Consider the following 15,768-nt stretch of genomic DNA (forward strand, 5'->3'; position numbering starts at 1 on the left):
CAATGGATCCTCGCCTTCGCGGGGATGACCATTGGGATCCTCAGTCGAGGTTCGGCCGCAGATAGCGGGTCGCCAGCTCCTCGCTGATCCCGCGGCGGGCGGCATAGTCCTTGAGCTGCTCCGGCCCGATGCGGGCGACGCCGAAATATTCGGCCTGCGGGTGGCCGAAATAGAAGCCCGAGACCGCCGCCGTCGGCAGCATCGCGAAGCTTTCGGTGAGGCTGATGCCGGTGCGCTTGTGCGCGTCGAGCAGGTCGAACAGGATCGGCTTGAGGCTGTGCTCGGGGCAGGCGGGATAGCCCGGTGCCGGCCTGATGCCGCGATATTGCTCGCGGACCAGCGCGTCATTGTCGAGCTGCTCGCCCTCGGCATAGCCCCAGAGCGCAGTACGGACGAACTTGTGCAGCCGCTCGGCGAACGCCTCCGCGAGACGGTCCGCCAGCGCCTTGAGCAGGATGTCCGAATAGTCGTCGATCGCCGCCTTGAAGCGCGCGAGATGCGGCTCGATGCCGTGGATCGATACCGCGAAGCCGCCGATCCAGTCGCCGTCATGATCGATGAAATCGGCCAGGCACATGTTGGCGCGGCCCTCGCGCTTGGCGATCTGCTGCCGCAGGAACGGCAGGCGGACATGCTCGCGCTCCAGATGCACGATCACGTCGTCGCCCTCGCGACGGCACGGCCATAGCCCGGCGACGCCGCGCGCGGTGAGCCAGCGCTCGGCGATGATCTTGTCGAGCATCTTCTGCGCATCGGCGAACAGCGAGGTCGCGCTTTCGCCGACCACTTCGTCGGTCAGGATCGCGGGGTAATTGCCGGCCAGCTCCCAGGCGCGGAAGAAGGGCGTCCAGTCGATATAGTCGCGCAGGTCCTTCAGGTCCCAGTCCTCGAACGTATGCACGCCCGGCATGCGCGGCTTGCCGGGCTTGAGGGTCATGTCCGCCTCGAAGGCGTTGGCGCGGGCGTCTTCCAGCGGCAGCAGCTCGCTCTGGCCCTTGCCCGCGCGGGTGACGCGGACATGCTCATATTCGTCCGCGACCTTCGTCACGTAGGGATCGCGCTGGGTGTCCGAGACCAGCGCCGTCGCCACGCCCACCGCGCGGCTGGCGTCGAGCACATGCACCACCGGACCGGTATAGGCCGGGTCGATGCGTAGCGCGGTGTGGACCCGGCTGGTGGTCGCGCCGCCGATCAGCAGCGGCATCGTCATGTTCGCGCGCTGCATTTCCTCGGCGACGGTCACCATCTCATCGAGGCTCGGCGTGATCAGGCCGGACAGGCCGATCATGTCGGCATCGTGCTCGACCGCCGCCTGCAGGATGTTCGACCAGGGCACCATGACGCCGAGATCGACCACGTCGAAGCCGTTGCACTGGAGCACCACGCCGACGATATTCTTCCCGATATCGTGCACGTCGCCCTTCACCGTGGCGAGCACGATCTTGCCCTTGCCCTTGGCGCCTTCCTCCTTCTCCGCCTCGATATAGGGGAGCAGGTGGGCCACGGCCTTCTTCATCACGCGGGCGGACTTCACCACCTGGGGCAGAAACATCTTGCCCGATCCGAACAGGTCGCCGACGACGTTCATGCCGTCCATCAGCGGTCCTTCGATCACCTCGATCGGGCGCGCGAAGATCTGGCGGCATTCCTCGGTATCCTCGACGACATGCGCGTCGATGCCCTTGACCAGCGCATGCTCGAGCCGCTTGGCGACCGGCCAGCTGCGCCATTCGGCCGCCTGCTTCTCCGCCACCGCATCGGTGCCGCGATACTTCTCCGCGAGTGCGACCAGCCGCTCGCCGGCGTCCGGATCGCGGTTGAGCACCACGTCCTCGCAGGCCACGCGCAGCTCGGGATCGATCGCGTCATACACGTCGAGCTGGCCGGCATTGACGATCGCCATGTCCATGCCCGCGGGGATCGCATGGTAGAGGAACACGCTGTGCATCGCCCGGCGCACCGGCTCGTTGCCGCGGAAGCTGAACGACAGGTTCGACAGGCCGCCCGAGATATGGACGTGCGGGCAGCGCTGCTTGATCTCGCGGCACGCCTCGATGAAGTCGACGCCGTAATTGTTGTGCTCCTCGATGCCCGTCGCCACCGCGAACACGTTGGGATCGAAGATGATGTCCTCAGGGGGAAAGCCGATGCCGGTGAGCAGCTTGTAGGCGCGCTCGCAGATCTCGACCTTGCGCTGCTGGGTGTCCGCCTGACCGACCTCGTCGAACGCCATCACCACCACGGCCGCGCCGTACGCCATGCACTTGCGGGCGTGGACGAGGAACGCCTCCTCGCCTTCCTTCATGCTGATCGAATTGACGATCGGCTTGCCCGAGACGCACTTCAGCCCCGCCTCGATCACGTCCCATTTGGAGCTGTCGATCATCACCGGCACGCGCGCGATGTCGGGCTCGGCGGCGATCAGCTTGAGGAAGGTGGTCATCGCCTCGACGGCGTCGAGCAGGCCCTCGTCCATGTTGACGTCGATCACCTGCGCGCCGTTCTCGACCTGCTGGCGCGCGACTTCGACGGCGGCGGGATAGTCGCCGGCCATCACCAGCTTCTTGAAGCGGGCCGAGCCGGTGACGTTGGTGCGCTCGCCGATATTGACGAAGTTGGTGGAGGAAGGCGTGGTCATGATCTGGGTTCTTCTTCGATCCTCCCCGGCACGGGGAGGGGGACCATGCGAAGCATGGTGGAGGGGGGTTGCCGCAGGGGACTCGCTCGCGGAGAGCCCCCTCCACCACGCGGCTGCGCCGCGCGGTCCCCCTCCCCGTTCCGGGGAGGATTTAGATGGTCACGCCGCCATAGTGAACGGTTCGAGCCCGGCAAGCCGCGTCCGCACTTCCGGGGTCGGAATGCTGCGCGGGGTGAGCCCCTGCACCGCCTTGGCGATGGCGCCGATATGCGCGGGGGTCGAGCCGCAGCAGCCGCCGAGGATGTTCACCTGCCCCGCATCTGCCCACTCCTTGACCAGGCCCGCGGTGGTCGCCGGCATCTCGTCATAGGCGCCGAGTTCGTTGGGCAGCCCGGCATTCGGATAGACCATGATCAGCGTGTCGCAGAGCGCCGACAGCGTCTTCACGTGCGGGCGGAGCTGCTCGGCACCGAACGAGCAGTTGAGCCCGATCGTCACCGGCCTGGCGTGGCGCACCGCGTGCCAGAACGCCTCGACCGTGTGGCCCGAAAGGTTGCGGCCGGACAGGTCGGTGAGCGTCATCGACAGCATGATCGGCAGGTCGCGGCCGAGCGCCTCGCCCGCCTCGATCGCCGCCATGATGCCGGCCTTGGCGTTGAGCGTGTCGAACACCGTCTCGATCAGCACGAAGTCGATCCCGCCTTCGACCAGCGCGTCGATCTGCTCGCGGTACACGTCCTTCAGATAGTCGAAGTCGATCTCGCGATAGCCTGGATCGTTCACGTCCGGGCTCAGCGACAGCGTCTTGTTCGTGGGCCCGAGCGCGCCGGCGACGAAGCGCGGGCGGCCATCCTTCGCTTCGAACTCGTCGGCGATGCTGCGGGCGAGCTTGGCGCTCTCGATGTTGATTGCGCGGACCAGATGCTCGGCGCCGTAATCGGCCTGGCTGATCCGGTTGGCGGAGAAGGTGTTGGTCTCGGCGATGTCGGCACCCGCCTCGAAATAGGCGCGGTGGATCGAGCCGGGCACCTCGGGCTTGGTCAGCGCGAGGATGTCGTTGTTGCCCTTCTGATCGTGGGAAAGGCCAAGGGTGCCGGCATAGGCGGCCTCGTCGAGCTTCCAGTTCTGGATCTCGGTGCCGAACGCGCCGTCGGTGATCAAGATGCGCTTGGCGGCTTCGGCCAGCAGTTTCTCGCGTGCAGTCATGTCAAATTCCTCTCCCCCTCCCGCGAGCGGGAGGGGGTTGGGGGGTGGGCCCCCGCCATCCACGAGCGATGCATCAGGAGGAGAGCGTGGGCCCACCCCCTGCCCCCTCCCGCTCGCGGGAGGGGGTTCAGAAGATCAGGCCGCCGCTACCGCCGCCTGCTGCCGCGGGCGCAGGCCCAGCAGATGGCAGATCGCGTAGCTCAGCTCGGCGCGGTTGAGCGTGTAGAAGTGGAACTGCCGCACGCCGCCCGCATAGAGCTTGCGGCACAGTTCCGCCGCCAGCGTCGCCGAGACCAGCTGCCGCGCCGAGGGATGCTCGTCGAGCCCCTCGAACAGCTTCTCCATCCAGGCCGGCACGGCGGTGCCGCACATCGCGGACATCTTCACCACGCTGGCATAGTTCATCACCGGCATGATACCCGGCACGATCTCGGCATCGATCCCCGCCGCCGCCGCGCGGTCGCGGAAGCGCAGGAAGGTCTCGGCCTCGAAGAAGAACTGGGTGATCGCGCGGTTGGCGCCCGCGTCGATCTTGCGCTTGAGATTGTCGAGATCGGCCTCGGGGCTCGGCGAATCCGGGTGGCATTCGGGATAGGCGCTCACCGAAATCTCGAACGGGTGGAGCCGGCGCAGGCCCGCGACCAGATCGGCCGCATTTTCATAGCCGCCGGGATGGGTGCGATACTTCTCGCCGGCGCGGGGCGGATCGCCGCGCAGCGCCACGATATGCCGCACGCCCGCCGCCCAATATTCCTCGGCGATCTGGTCGATCTCCTCGCGCGTCGCCTCGACGCAGGTGAGGTGCGCGGCGGCCGCCAGCGGCGTCTCGCGCGCGATCTTCGAGACGGTGGCATGGGTGCGCTCGCGGGTGGTGCCGCCGGCGCCATAGGTGACGCTCACGAAGCGGGGGCCGAGCGGCGACAGCGTCTCGATCGACTGCCACAGCGTTTCTTCCATCTTCTCGGTTTTGGGCGGGAAGAATTCGAAGCTCACCGCCACATCGCCCGCCACATCGGCGAACAGGGGCGGTGCCATGGGGTCTACGATACTCATGCCGCCTTCACCTTTTCCACGCTCTCGCCGGTCTTGCGACCGAGCCATAATTTCACCGTCAGCGCGCCGCCTTCCAGCGTCTGCACCTGCACCGGGACAAGCCCGGCACGATCGAACCAGCCGAGCATCTGCTCGTCCGAGAAGCCCAGTCGCGCATGCGCATCGCGGGTGCGCAGTTCCTCGCGCTCGTGCGGGGCGAAATCGACGATCAGCAGCCGCCCGCCGGGGCCGAGCACGCGTGCCGCCTCGCCGATCGCCGCTGCCGGTTGCTGCGCGAAATGGAGCACATGATGCAATATAGCAGTATCCGCTACGCCGTCCTGCAGCGGCAGTGCGTAGAGATCAGCCTGGCGCAATTCGGCATGGCCGAGATCGGCCAGCTTGGCGCGCGCCAGCCGCAGCATTTCGGAGGAGCGATCGATCCCCACCGCCTGATGGGAGCGCGGGCCGAACAATTCGAGCATCCGTCCCGTGCCGGTGCCGATGTCGACCAACGTGCCGAGCGGCCCGTCGCCCAGCGCCGCGCCCATCGCAGCCTCGACTTCGCTTTCGGCGACATGGAGCGAGCGGATCGCATCCCACTGGCCGGCATTGGCCTCGAACCAGCTCTCGGCCGCGCTCGCCCGGTCGGCGCGAACAGCCGCGAGCCGCGCCTGGTCGGCGATCACCCAGGGGTCGCCCGCCAGTTCCCAGGCATCGAGCGCAGCGAGCACCGGCGCGGTCACCGCCCGCCGGCCGAGTGCCACGAACACCCAGCTGCCTTCCTTGCGCCGCTCGGCAACCCCAGCATCGCACAGGATCTTCACATGGCGGGAAACCCGGGGCTGGCTCTGCCCCAGCACCTGCGCCAGTTCGCCGACGCTCAGCTCCATCGCCCGCAGCAGCGCGACGATCCGCAACCGGGTCGAATCCGCGAGCGCGCGGAAGATGGCGAGAGGCTCTGTCATGGGCGGCTTAGAGATATAAAGATATCTTTATATCAGGTCAACGCATCGCTGCGCGGTTGCGTGCGTTTGCGGCTCTGGCTAGCCCGAGCCAAACTCGTGAAGGAACCCAGTCCCATGCGCAAGCTTCTCCTCCTCCCCCTCGCCGCACTGGCGCTCACTGGCCTGTCGGCCTGCGGCAACCAGGCGCAAAACGAAGCCGCCGAAGCGAACGAGGCGATGGCCGGCGACAGCAACACGATGGGCGACGCCGTTGCCGATGTGAACGCCGCCGAGGACGCCGCCTTCGCAAACGCCGAAAGCGCCTATGGCAATGACACCGGACCCGCCGGCAACGAGATCACCGACTGACGCGTTCGTAGCGCTCCCTTTCCCATCGGAGACCATCCATGCCGCATCTTCGCCACCTCGGCGCCTCGGGCCTCGAGATTTCGCCGCTCGTGCTGGGCGGCAACGTGTTCGGCTGGACCGCGGACAAGGCCGCCAGCTTCCGTATCCTCGATCGCTTCGCCGAGCGCGGCGGGGTGATGATCGACACGGCCGACGTCTACTCGGCCTGGGTCTCGGGCCACTCGGGCGGCGAATCGGAGAGTGTGATCGGCGAATGGCTGCGCAGCTCCGGCAAGCGCGATCAGGTGCTGATCTCCACCAAGGTCGGCATGCTGCCGGGCGAGGGCGGCGAAAAGCTGGCACCGGCGCGGATCGCGGCGGCGGCCGAGGCGTCGCTCCAGCGGCTCGGCATCGAGACGATCGACCTCTATTTCGCCCATCAGGACGATGAGGAGGTGCCGCAGGAAGAGGTTCTCGCGGCGTTCGGCACGCTGATCGATGCGGGCAAGATCCGCGCGCTGGGCGCCTCCAACTTCCACGCGATGCGGCTCAAGGCGGCGCTCGACCTCGCCGCGAAGGAAGGGCTGCCGCACTTCCACGTGCTCCAGCCCGAATATAATCTGGTCAGCCGCCGCAAGTTCGAGGGCGAGCTGCAGGACCTGTGCATCACCCATAATCTGGGCGTGATCCCCTATTACGGCCTCGCCTCGGGCTTCCTCACCGGCAAATATCGCAGCGAAGCCGATCTTGCGAAGAGCGTGCGCGGCGGCGGCATGGCCAAGCTGCTCGCCGGCAAGGGCGGCGCGGTGCTGGCGGCGATGGACGAGGTCGCGGCCGAGACCGGCGCCACCCTCGCCCAGATCGCGCTCGCCTGGCTGGCGGCGCAGGACGGCGTCACCGCGCCGATCGCCAGCGCGACCAGCGTGGAGCAGCTCGACGAACTGATCGGCGCCTGGGATGTCGAGCTCAGCCGCGACCAGCGCGACCGCCTGACCGCCGCCGGGGCCTGATGACCGCAGCCGACCTGATCGACCGCATCGTCGCCCAGCTCGTTCGCCGTCATGGCGGCACCGTGCGGCGGTGGAAGACGGTGCTGGGCAAGGTGCGCGTCTATGACGCGAAGACGCACCCGCACTGCAACTGGTCGCTCGCCCCCAGCGGCGCGGCGGGCGACGTGGCGGCGGTGGAGAAGCTGCTCGACGAGCTGCGGATCACCTACCCGATCGTGTCGGGCTGATCCCTTTCGCCGGGAGGACGAAAAGCACAAAGGGGCGGAGCACCGCAGTGCCCCGCCCCCTTTTTCCTCTACCGGCAGTCCTTAGATTCCGACCTTCAGCGTCAGGAAGAACTGCTGCGGCGCGCCGATCATCAGCGTCTGGTTGTCGCCGCTGTTGCCGAAGCCGTTAGTGCCGATCGTCGACACATAGCTCTTGTCGAACAGGTTGGTGACGTTGCCCTGCAGCTCCAGCTTCCGGCCACCCAGGTCGAACTTGTAGCCGAGGGTGGCATCCACCACCACGCGACCATCGACGAACTGGTCGTTGGTGTAGGTGAAGTAGCGCTTGCTCATGTAATTGGCGCCGACGCGGGCGTTGAAGCCCTGGCCGGTCCAGGTCACTTCACCCTTCACCATGTGCTTGGGCGAATCGACCACGGTCTTGCCCTTGGTGGCGATCACCGCCGTCGCGGTGCGGACGTCGTCGCGATAGGTCGAGTCGTTGTAGCTGTACGAGGCGAACAGCCCGAATCCCATCGGCAGGCGCACGTCGCCGGTCGCCTCGACACCGATCGAGCGCGCGTCGCCGACATTCTGCAGGATCGCCGGATTGCCCACGATGCCGGCGCTGGTCGTCACCGCGAGCAGGCGGTTGCGGAAGTTGACATAATAGCCCGCCAGCGAGCCGGTGAAGATGCCCGCATGATAGCGGCCGCCCACCTCATAGGTATCCGAAGCCTCGGGCTTCAGCTGGGTCGAGCCGCTGTTGAGCGCGTTGAAGCCCGCCTGGGTCGTCGCGAACGGACCGCTGGTCGCAGCCGAGACGAAGGCGCGGGTCACCTGGGTGAAGCCGGCGAACAGCTCGGCATCGTTGGTCACGCGGTAGTTCAGGCCGGCATGCGGCTGGAACCAGTCGGTCACCTTGATCTTGCCGCCGGCGAGACCGCCCGAGACGATCGGCGTCGCGCGATTGGTGACGGCGAAGCCCTTCCAGCCGAGATTGGCGGTCAGCTGGCCCAGCTCGATCTTGTCCTGAACATAATATTGCACCGTATCGGTCTGGTAGCGCCAGTACCACTGGGTGAAGAACGGGTTGCTCTGGAAGTCCAGGCTGTCCCGACCGGGCGCCGTGCGGCTGTCCAGTGCGTAGAACCGCCGCGCCTGGCGGAAGTTGTTGCGCTCGTACCAGCCGCCGACCGTGACGTCGTTGCTGCCGATCTTGGTACCGATATTGCCGAACACGCCGCCGCGACGAATGTCATATTCGGTGGTGCGCAGCGACATCGGCACGCCGTTCGGCGAATTGACATAGGGCGTGTACCACAGGCCCTGGCCGTGATTGTTGTGGAAATAGCCCTTGAGCAGGCCATGTACGTCGCCGCCCGTCGTTTCGATCCCGGCCGAGGCGAGATAGTCGCGGCGCAGGCCGGCGGCGTTGTAATAGGCATCGTCCAGCGAGGCGATCGGTGCGGGGAAGGTGGTGCCCGCCGCGGCGTTGCTGGGCGCGTTGCCGGTGATGTCCGACAGGCCGTCGGCCCCCGGCGCGCCGGTGGTGTTGTTCAGCGTGTCGATGTTGTTCGCGATGTCGGCGAGGCGGATCGCCTTGGCGTAATCGTTCGAGATGTTGTCCCAGTTATAGCCCAGGCGCCGGATCATCCCCAGCGACATGTCCTGATAGTCGTTCTCGCGACGATCCGAAAAGTCAAACGTCCCGACGGCGCGCAGATCCGAGCCGAGCGGCGTCACGATCTTGCCGTTGACCTGGTTGATGCGCTGCGATCCCCAGCCCTTCCACTTGTCGGTATCCGAATGGAGGTAGGAGAGATAGGCGCGGGTGCCGCCCGGGGTCAGCTCGCCGAAGTCGAGCCGGCCGAACACGCGCCAGAACTCGTTGCTGCCGCCGGTGCCGTTCAGCTCGATGCCCAGCGTGTCCTTGGGTTCGCTCGACCGGAAGTCGAGCGTGCCGCCCAGATTGTTGGTCGCCTGGGTGTCGATCGAGCCCGAGCCCTGCGAGACGCGCGTCTGGGCGATATTCTCGCTGATGATCGCGCGGCTGATGTGCAGCCCGTTGACGTTGCCATAGCTCGCGTCGCCGAGCGGGATGCCGTCCAGCGTGAAGCCCAGCTGGTTCTGGTTGAAACCGCGGATCGACACGCGCTGCGCCCATTCATAGGCGCCGAACGGATCGGCACCCTGGAAGTTGACGCCCGGCAGCTTCTCGATCGCCTTGAGCGGGCTGGTGCCCGGCGCCAGCAGGGCGATATCGGCCTGGGTCAGCGCCTGCACCTGGCGGGTTTCGCCCTGGCCGATCACGACAATCTCGTCGGCGCCGCTCTGCGACTGGGTATCGTCGACGATCGTGGCGGTGGGCGCCGTCTGCGCGAAGGCCGCGCCGGCAGTGAACAGCGACGTACCGGCGAGCAGGCCGGCAGCAAGCGTACGAATGCGCATGCGCATGATCCCCTTGGGAAAGCACCAGGCCCCTCGCCCGGCTCCGCGGCCGCTACGCTTGCCGCGTTGCAACATTCGATAGCTAACGCTTCACTATCGAGACTGGCTCGTGACAGCTGCGTGACAATCGAATGTACACTGCGGAAAAGTCCCGATTTCCCGTTGTCCCCCGCTACCGCAGTACAGTAGCCATGAAGCAACTCGCCCCTCTTGTGTTGCTCATTTGCAACACTATCTGCTGGTCAACTTCGCACAGGGATCAGGCATGAACCTCGAAAAATTCACCGACCGCGCCAAGGGCTTCCTGCAATCGGCGCAAACCGTGGCGATCCGCATGAACCACCAGCGGATCAGCCCCGAACATCTTCTCAAGGCGCTGCTCGAGGACGAGCAGGGCATGGCCAGCGGCCTGATCCAGGCGGCGGGCGGCGACGCCAAGCGGGCGCTGGGCGAGACCGATCTCGCGCTCTCGAAGATTCCCGCCGTCAGCGGCTCCGGCGCGCAGCACACGCCGGGGCTCGACAATGATCTCGTCCGCGTGCTCGACCAGGCCGAGACGATCGCGCAGAAGTCCGGCGACAGCTATGTCACGGTCGAACGGCTGCTCGTCGCACTGGCGCTAAGCCTGAACACCGCCGCCGGCAAGGCGCTGCAGGCCGCGAACGCCAAGCCGGAGGCGCTGAACACCGCGATCAACAGCATGCGCGGCGGCCGCACCGCCGACACGTCCTCGGCCGAGGACCGCTACGACGCGCTCAAGAAGTTCGCCCGCGACCTGACCGAGGCTGCGCGCGCTGGCAAGCTCGATCCGGTGATCGGCCGGGACGAGGAAATTCGCCGCACCATCCAGATCCTCGCCCGCCGCACCAAGAACAATCCGGTGCTGATCGGCGAGCCGGGGGTCGGCAAGACCGCGATCGCCGAGGGCCTGGCGCTGCGCATCGCCAATGGCGACGTGCCCGATACGCTCAAGGACCGCACGCTGATGGCGCTCGACATGGGCAGCTTGATCGCGGGTGCCAAATATCGCGGCGAGTTCGAGGAGCGCCTCAAGGGCGTGCTCGACGAGGTGAAGGGCGCGGAAGGCCAGATCGTGCTGTTCATCGACGAGATGCACACGCTGATCGGCGCCGGCAAGGCTGAGGGCGCGATGGACGCCGGCAACCTGCTCAAGCCCGCGCTCGCCCGCGGCGAGCTGCATTGCATCGGCGCGACCACGCTCGACGAATATCAGAAGCATGTCGAGAAGGACCCCGCGCTCCAGCGGCGGTTCCAGCCGGTGTTCGTCGGCGAGCCGACGGTGGAGGACACGATCTCGATCCTGCGCGGGCTCAAGGAGAAATATGAGCTGCACCACGGCGTGCGGATCACCGACGCGGCGATCGTCGCCGCGGCGACGCTCTCCAACCGCTACATCGCCGACCGCTTCCTGCCCGACAAGGCGATCGACCTGATGGACGAGGCCGCCAGCCGCATCCGCATGGAAGTGGAGTCCAAGCCCGAGGAAATCGAGACGCTCGACCGGCGGATCATCCAGCTCAAGATCGAACGCGAGGCGCTGAAGCGCGAGACCGACGACGCCTCGCGCGACCGTCTGGCCACGCTGGAGGCGGACCTTGCCAATTTCGAGCAGCAATCGGCCGAGCTGACCACCCGCTGGCAGGCGGAGAAGGACAAGATCAACGCCGAGGCGGTGCTCAAGGCGCAGCTCGACCAGGCCCGGATCGAGCTTGAGCAGGCGCAGCGCGCGGGCGACCTGGCGCGTGCCGGCGAGCTCTCCTACGGCGTGATCCCGCAACTCACCCGCCAGCTCGACGAGGCGCAGAGCGCCGCCAAGGGCGCGATGCTGCGCGAGGAAGTGACCGCCGACGACATCGCCGGGGTGGTCGCGCGATGGACCGGCATCCCGATGGAGCGGATGCTCGAAGGCGAGCGCGAGAAGCTGCTGCATATGGAGGAGCAGCTAGGCAAGCGGGTGATCGGCCAGGCCGATGCGGTGAAGGCCGTCTCCACCGCCGTACGCCGCAGTCGCGCGGGGCTGCAGGACCCGAACCGCCCCTTGGGCTCGTTCCTGTTCCTCGGGCCCACCGGCGTCGGCAAGACCGAACTGACCAAGGCGCTCGCCGAATTCCTGTTCGACGATCCCAATGCGATGGTGCGCATCGACATGAGCGAGTTCATGGAGAAGCACGCGGTCGCGCGGCTGATCGGCGCCCCGCCGGGCTATGTCGGCTATGAGGAAGGCGGCGTGCTGACCGAGGCTGTGCGGCGGCGCCCCTATCAGGTGGTGCTGTTCGACGAGGTGGAGAAGGCCCACAACGACGTGTTCAACATCCTCCTCCAGGTGCTCGACGACGGTCGCCTGACCGACGGCCAGGGCCGCACGGTGGATTTCTCGAACACGATCGTGATCCTCACCTCGAACCTGGGCAGCCAGTATCTCACCAACCTGGCCGACGGGCACCCGGTGGAAGAAGTCGAGCCGCAGGTGATGGAGGTGGTGCGCGCGCATTTCCGCCCCGAGTTCCTCAACCGGCTGGACGAGATCATCCTGTTCCACCGGCTGGGCGCGGACCATATGGCGCCGATCGTCGACATCCAGGTCGGCCGCGTGGCCAAGCTGCTCAAGGACCGCAAGGTGGGCATCGACCTGTCGCCCGCGGCGCGCGAGTGGCTGGGCCGGGTGGGCTATGATCCGGTGTACGGTGCGCGCCCGCTGAAGCGCGCGGTGCAGCGCTATCTGCAGGATCCGCTCGCCGACCTGATCCTGCGCGGCGCGGTGAAGGACGGATCCACCGTGCATGTCGACGAGGGCGACGGCGCGCTGACGCTGCAAGTGGCCTAGCCCGCGGGCGGACATGGCATGAAAAAAGGGGCGGCTCCGTTGGGAGCCGCCCCTCTGGCTAGAATGGTCGTGCGGCTTAGAAGTTGAACTTCGCGCCAGCACGGAACATGCGGCCGTAGATGCCTTCGCCGGCCTGGACCGGGTTGTAGAGATAGGCACCGTAGGTCACCGGATCTACGCCCGGCAGGCGGTCGAACAGGTTGATCGTGTTCACGTAGAAGGTGAGCTGGTCATTCGCCTTGATCGACGCGTTCAGGTCGAAGGTGATGTAGCTCTTCACGCGGCAGCCGGTGAAACCGGGGGAGAGGCCGCAATCGCGATAGTCGTTGCCCTGATCCTGGGCCGACAGGTCGTAGCCCGACGTGTAGTTGACCGTGCCCGAGAGCGCGAACTGCTTGAACTCGAACGTGTTCTGCCAGTTGCCCTTCCAGCGGAAGGTGCCCGAGCCGGCCGTCAGGTTGAAGTTGCCGAGCGTGTCGACATAGGTCTCCTTGGTGCCGTCCGGGAAGGTCGTGCTCAACTCCAGCGTCAGGCTGGCGTCGAGATTGCTCGTCCAGCGTACGCCGCCGAAGTCGAAGCGCGCATTGGCACCGAAGTCGATGCCTTCCGACTTGAGCGTATTGGCGTTGATCAGCTGCGATTCAACGAACGCGATACGCGGAAGCAGCGTCGGGTTGTTGACGTCCGGCGCGTCGGCGATGACGTTGTAGCCGGCAGGGATCGCCTGACCAGCATAGTAGGCGGCGATGGCCGGCGCCGTCGAAGGCGAGGTGATCGCCCCGGTCTTCTTGATATTGTAATAGTCGACCGTGAACGAGACGTTGCGGATCGGCTCGAACATGATGCCGGCGGTCCAGCTGCGCGACTTCTCGGGCTGCAGGTTCGGCGATGCCAGGGTGGTCGAGCCGATCGAGTAGCTGGTGAGATAGGTCGGGCAGGCGGTGGGTGCCGTGTCGTCGTTCGCGCAGGCGGCGCCACCGTACAGCCGGCGATAGGCTGCCGGGATGTTGGTGATCGACTGCGAGACATAGCCGGTCGTCGGCAGCGCGTTGGCTTCCGCGAACGAAGGAATGCGGAACCCCTTCGACCAGGTGGCGCGCAGCGCGATCTGACGGATCGGCGTGAACTTCACGCCCACCTTCGGCGAGAAATAGCTCTGGCCGGACGAGTAGTTGTCATAGCGGCCGGAGACGTTGACCAGCAGCGGATCGACGATCGGCGCGTTCAGCTCGAAGAAGCCTGCGGTCACCGTGCGATTGCCCTGGGTGCCGAACGCGTTGATCGTGAAATAGCGCTGCGTCGGACCATTGATGTCGGAATTGGCGCTGGGCGAATCCACGGATTCGTAGAACACCGTTCCGCCGACACCCAGCTGAAGCGGGCCGCCGGGAAGCTGGAACAGGTCCTTCGACACGCTCAGCTGCGCCTGGAACAGTTCCGACGACGCGTCGGCCTTGCGCTCCGGCGTGAGGCTTTCCATTGCGGTCTGGCTGTTCGCCGCGGGATTGACGAAGTTGAAGCTGCCGGTGTTCACCGCGTTCAGCAGGTTCTGGATATAGACATATCCGTTGAACGTGCGGCGCAGATCATTGTGCATCGCCGTCAGGTCGAGGTGATAGTCCCAGTCGCCGAAGATCGTGCCGTTGATGCCGGCAGCCGCACGATAGACGCGGCTGCGCACCTCGTTGCTGGTGACGGTGTTCGGCAGCGAGCCGAGGATCAGCGCGCGCTGGGGCGTGGTCGCACTCGCGAACGGGTTGTTCGGGTTGAGCCGGCGGTCGGTCGCCGTGTCGCAGTTCACGCCCGCGGCGCAGACCCAGTTCGGCAGCGACAGGACGAGCGAACCCGGCGCGTTGGGCAGCGCTGCCGACGACGTCGAGAAGCGCGGATAGTAGATGCCGGTCGGCGCGTTGCCACGCAGCGTCGGCGGGCCGCCGGTGTAGGAGCTGGTCGCCTGTTGGAAGTTCGCCTGGAAATAGGCCTCGCTCGAATTCCCGATGGACGCCGTCACGCGGGCCGACAGGCCGAAGCGCTCGATCTGCGGGGCGACGATGCCGTAGCGGTTGGTGCTGTCTTCCTGGCACACCGTGGTCGGCACCGCGGCGTTGCTGGCGATGACCTCACCCTCGTCGTTCCGAACGACCTGGCCGAGCTGCGCGGCCGTGGGGTTGTACGGGGTGCCGTTGAGACAGCCGCCGCTCAGCAGCTGATAGCGCGACCCCGGGACGGCCGTGCCGGTTTCGCTTGCCGGGCGCACATAGAAGTTCCCGAAATTGTAATCGCCCGCGGTCTGCAAGCCGGTCGGGAAAGCACCGTTGCCATCCAGACCATAGGTGACGTGGTTCGGCCCGCCGATGCCGCGCTGGTCCGACGAGTTGTACGGGTAGGGCAGGTCGCTGACGCGCACCATTTCCGACCGATAGAAGAAACCGCTCAGATACGTGTTGAAGCCCTGCTCGGCGAGGTCGCCGGTTCCCACGGTCAGCGTCAGTCGCTGGTTGGCGGCGACGCCATCCTGCGAGATGCCGGCTTCCGCTCGGCCGCCGATACCCTTGAACTCACGCTTGGTGATGATGTTCACCACGCCCGCGATCGCATCCGCGCCGTAGCTCGATGAAGCGCCGTCCCGCAGCACTTCGATGCGCTCGACGATGTCGTCGGGAATGGTGTTCAGGTCGACGAAGTTGCGTGTCGCGTCGTCCGCAAGCGGATAGTACGCCGCGCGAAGACCGTCGAAAAGCACCAGGGTCGAGCTGGTAGAAAGGCCACGCAGCGACACGGACGACGCGCCCCCTGCGAACGCGCCGTTGGCCGTGAAGGAATTGGTCAGCGCGGCGCCGTTGTTCGACGACAGTCTCTGGAGTGCGTCCTGAACGGTCGCGATGCCGCGCTGGTCGAGATTTTCGGCGGTGAGCGTGGTCACCGGCGAGGGCGTGGCACCCTGGGTGCGCAGGATCGAGCCGGTCACGACGATCTCCTGGCCTGCGGCCGGTTCGTCCTGTGCCGGCGTGCTGGATTGCGCCATTGCAGGCGATGCGACCAGTGCGCCCGCGAGAACCATTGCCGATACGGCAATCCCCCCACG

Annotated in this window: 10 protein-coding genes; 4 read left to right on the top strand and 6 right to left on the bottom strand. The window is 66.5% G+C overall.

Annotation, left to right across the window (positions count from 1 at the left end):
* Positions 1 to 40: 40 nt before the first annotated feature.
* The 4 genes from metH to S2M10_RS13025 all read right to left on the bottom strand — a co-directional run bounded on the left by metH (position 41) and on the right by S2M10_RS13025 (position 5,844).
* Positions 41 to 2,638 (bottom strand): methionine synthase, encoded by a 2,598-nt coding sequence (gene metH, locus S2M10_RS13010; RefSeq protein WP_168846429.1) that lies wholly within the window; start codon positions 2,636 to 2,638, stop codon positions 41 to 43.
* A gap of 159 nt (positions 2,639 to 2,797) precedes the next feature.
* Positions 2,798 to 3,844, bottom strand: a complete 1,047-nt coding sequence (locus tag S2M10_RS13015; RefSeq protein WP_168846430.1) for a homocysteine S-methyltransferase family protein — start codon at positions 3,842 to 3,844, stop codon at positions 2,798 to 2,800.
* A gap of 135 nt (positions 3,845 to 3,979) precedes the next feature.
* A complete protein-coding gene (metF, locus tag S2M10_RS13020) occupies positions 3,980 to 4,879 on the bottom strand; it encodes a methylenetetrahydrofolate reductase (protein ID WP_168846555.1) in 900 nt (299 codons plus the stop codon).
* A 14-nt stretch (positions 4,880 to 4,893) separates the two neighbouring features.
* A complete protein-coding gene (locus tag S2M10_RS13025) occupies positions 4,894 to 5,844 on the bottom strand; it encodes a metalloregulator ArsR/SmtB family transcription factor (RefSeq protein WP_168846431.1) in 951 nt (316 codons plus the stop codon).
* Between the two features lie 114 nt (positions 5,845 to 5,958).
* Between S2M10_RS13025 and S2M10_RS13030 the strand changes: the two genes are divergently transcribed.
* The 3 genes from S2M10_RS13030 to S2M10_RS13040 are packed head-to-tail and all read left to right on the top strand — an operon-like array spanning position 5,959 to position 7,408.
* Positions 5,959 to 6,192, top strand: a complete 234-nt coding sequence (locus tag S2M10_RS13030) for a hypothetical protein (protein ID WP_168846432.1) — start codon at positions 5,959 to 5,961, stop codon at positions 6,190 to 6,192.
* Positions 6,193 to 6,230: 38 nt separating this feature from the next.
* Positions 6,231 to 7,181 (top strand): aldo/keto reductase, encoded by a 951-nt coding sequence (locus S2M10_RS13035; protein ID WP_168846433.1) that lies wholly within the window; start codon positions 6,231 to 6,233, stop codon positions 7,179 to 7,181.
* Positions 7,181 to 7,408 carry a hypothetical protein gene (locus tag S2M10_RS13040; RefSeq protein ID WP_168846434.1) on the top strand — a complete coding sequence of 76 codons (228 nt, stop codon included), beginning with the start codon at positions 7,181 to 7,183 and terminating at the stop codon, positions 7,406 to 7,408. Before S2M10_RS13035 ends, S2M10_RS13040 begins: the two co-directional genes overlap by 1 nt.
* 81 nt (positions 7,409 to 7,489) lie before the next feature.
* Here the strand turns inward: S2M10_RS13040 and S2M10_RS13045 are convergent, their stop codons facing one another.
* Complete coding sequence (locus tag S2M10_RS13045; RefSeq protein WP_168846435.1) at positions 7,490 to 9,838, bottom strand: TonB-dependent receptor; 2,349 nt, start codon at positions 9,836 to 9,838, stop codon at positions 7,490 to 7,492.
* A gap of 265 nt (positions 9,839 to 10,103) precedes the next feature.
* Here S2M10_RS13045 and clpB point away from each other — a divergent pair, with 265 nt between their 5' ends.
* Positions 10,104 to 12,683: an ATP-dependent chaperone ClpB gene (gene clpB / locus S2M10_RS13050; protein WP_168846436.1), complete on the top strand. Its 2,580-nt coding sequence runs from the start codon at positions 10,104 to 10,106 to the stop codon at positions 12,681 to 12,683.
* A 76-nt stretch (positions 12,684 to 12,759) separates the two neighbouring features.
* On the opposite strand, the gene S2M10_RS13055 is transcribed toward clpB, so the two are convergent.
* The gene (locus S2M10_RS13055; protein ID WP_247650799.1) at positions 12,760 to 15,744 is read right to left on the bottom strand and encodes a TonB-dependent receptor; all 2,985 of its coding nucleotides are present in this window, start codon (positions 15,742 to 15,744) and stop codon (positions 12,760 to 12,762) included.
* Between the last annotated feature and the right edge of the window lie 24 nt (positions 15,745 to 15,768).

Origin of the sequence: Sphingomonas sp. S2M10 (genome assembly GCF_012650175.1) — a bacterium.
GTDB lineage: Bacteria > Pseudomonadota > Alphaproteobacteria > Sphingomonadales > Sphingomonadaceae > Sphingomonas.

Bases quoted from the DNA above. Each gene is read 5' to 3' on its own strand.
- metH (WP_168846429.1), bottom strand. From the start codon at position 2,638: ATGACCACGCCTTCCTCCACCAACTTCGTCAATATCGGCGAGCGCACC.
- S2M10_RS13015 (WP_168846430.1), bottom strand. From the start codon at position 3,844: ATGACTGCACGCGAGAAACTGCTGGCCGAAGCCGCCAAGCGCATCTTG.
- metF (WP_168846555.1), bottom strand. From the start codon at position 4,879: ATGGCACCGCCCCTGTTCGCCGATGTGGCGGGCGATGTGGCGGTGAGC.
- S2M10_RS13025 (WP_168846431.1), bottom strand. From the start codon at position 5,844: ATGACAGAGCCTCTCGCCATCTTCCGCGCGCTCGCGGATTCGACCCGG.
- S2M10_RS13030 (WP_168846432.1), top strand. From the start codon at position 5,959: ATGCGCAAGCTTCTCCTCCTCCCCCTCGCCGCACTGGCGCTCACTGGC.
- S2M10_RS13035 (WP_168846433.1), top strand. From the start codon at position 6,231: ATGCCGCATCTTCGCCACCTCGGCGCCTCGGGCCTCGAGATTTCGCCG.
- S2M10_RS13040 (WP_168846434.1), top strand. From the start codon at position 7,181: ATGACCGCAGCCGACCTGATCGACCGCATCGTCGCCCAGCTCGTTCGC.
- S2M10_RS13045 (WP_168846435.1), bottom strand. From the start codon at position 9,838: ATGCGCATTCGTACGCTTGCTGCCGGCCTGCTCGCCGGTACGTCGCTG.
- clpB (WP_168846436.1), top strand. From the start codon at position 10,104: ATGAACCTCGAAAAATTCACCGACCGCGCCAAGGGCTTCCTGCAATCG.
- S2M10_RS13055 (WP_247650799.1), bottom strand. From the start codon at position 15,744: ATGGTTCTCGCGGGCGCACTGGTCGCATCGCCTGCAATGGCGCAATCC.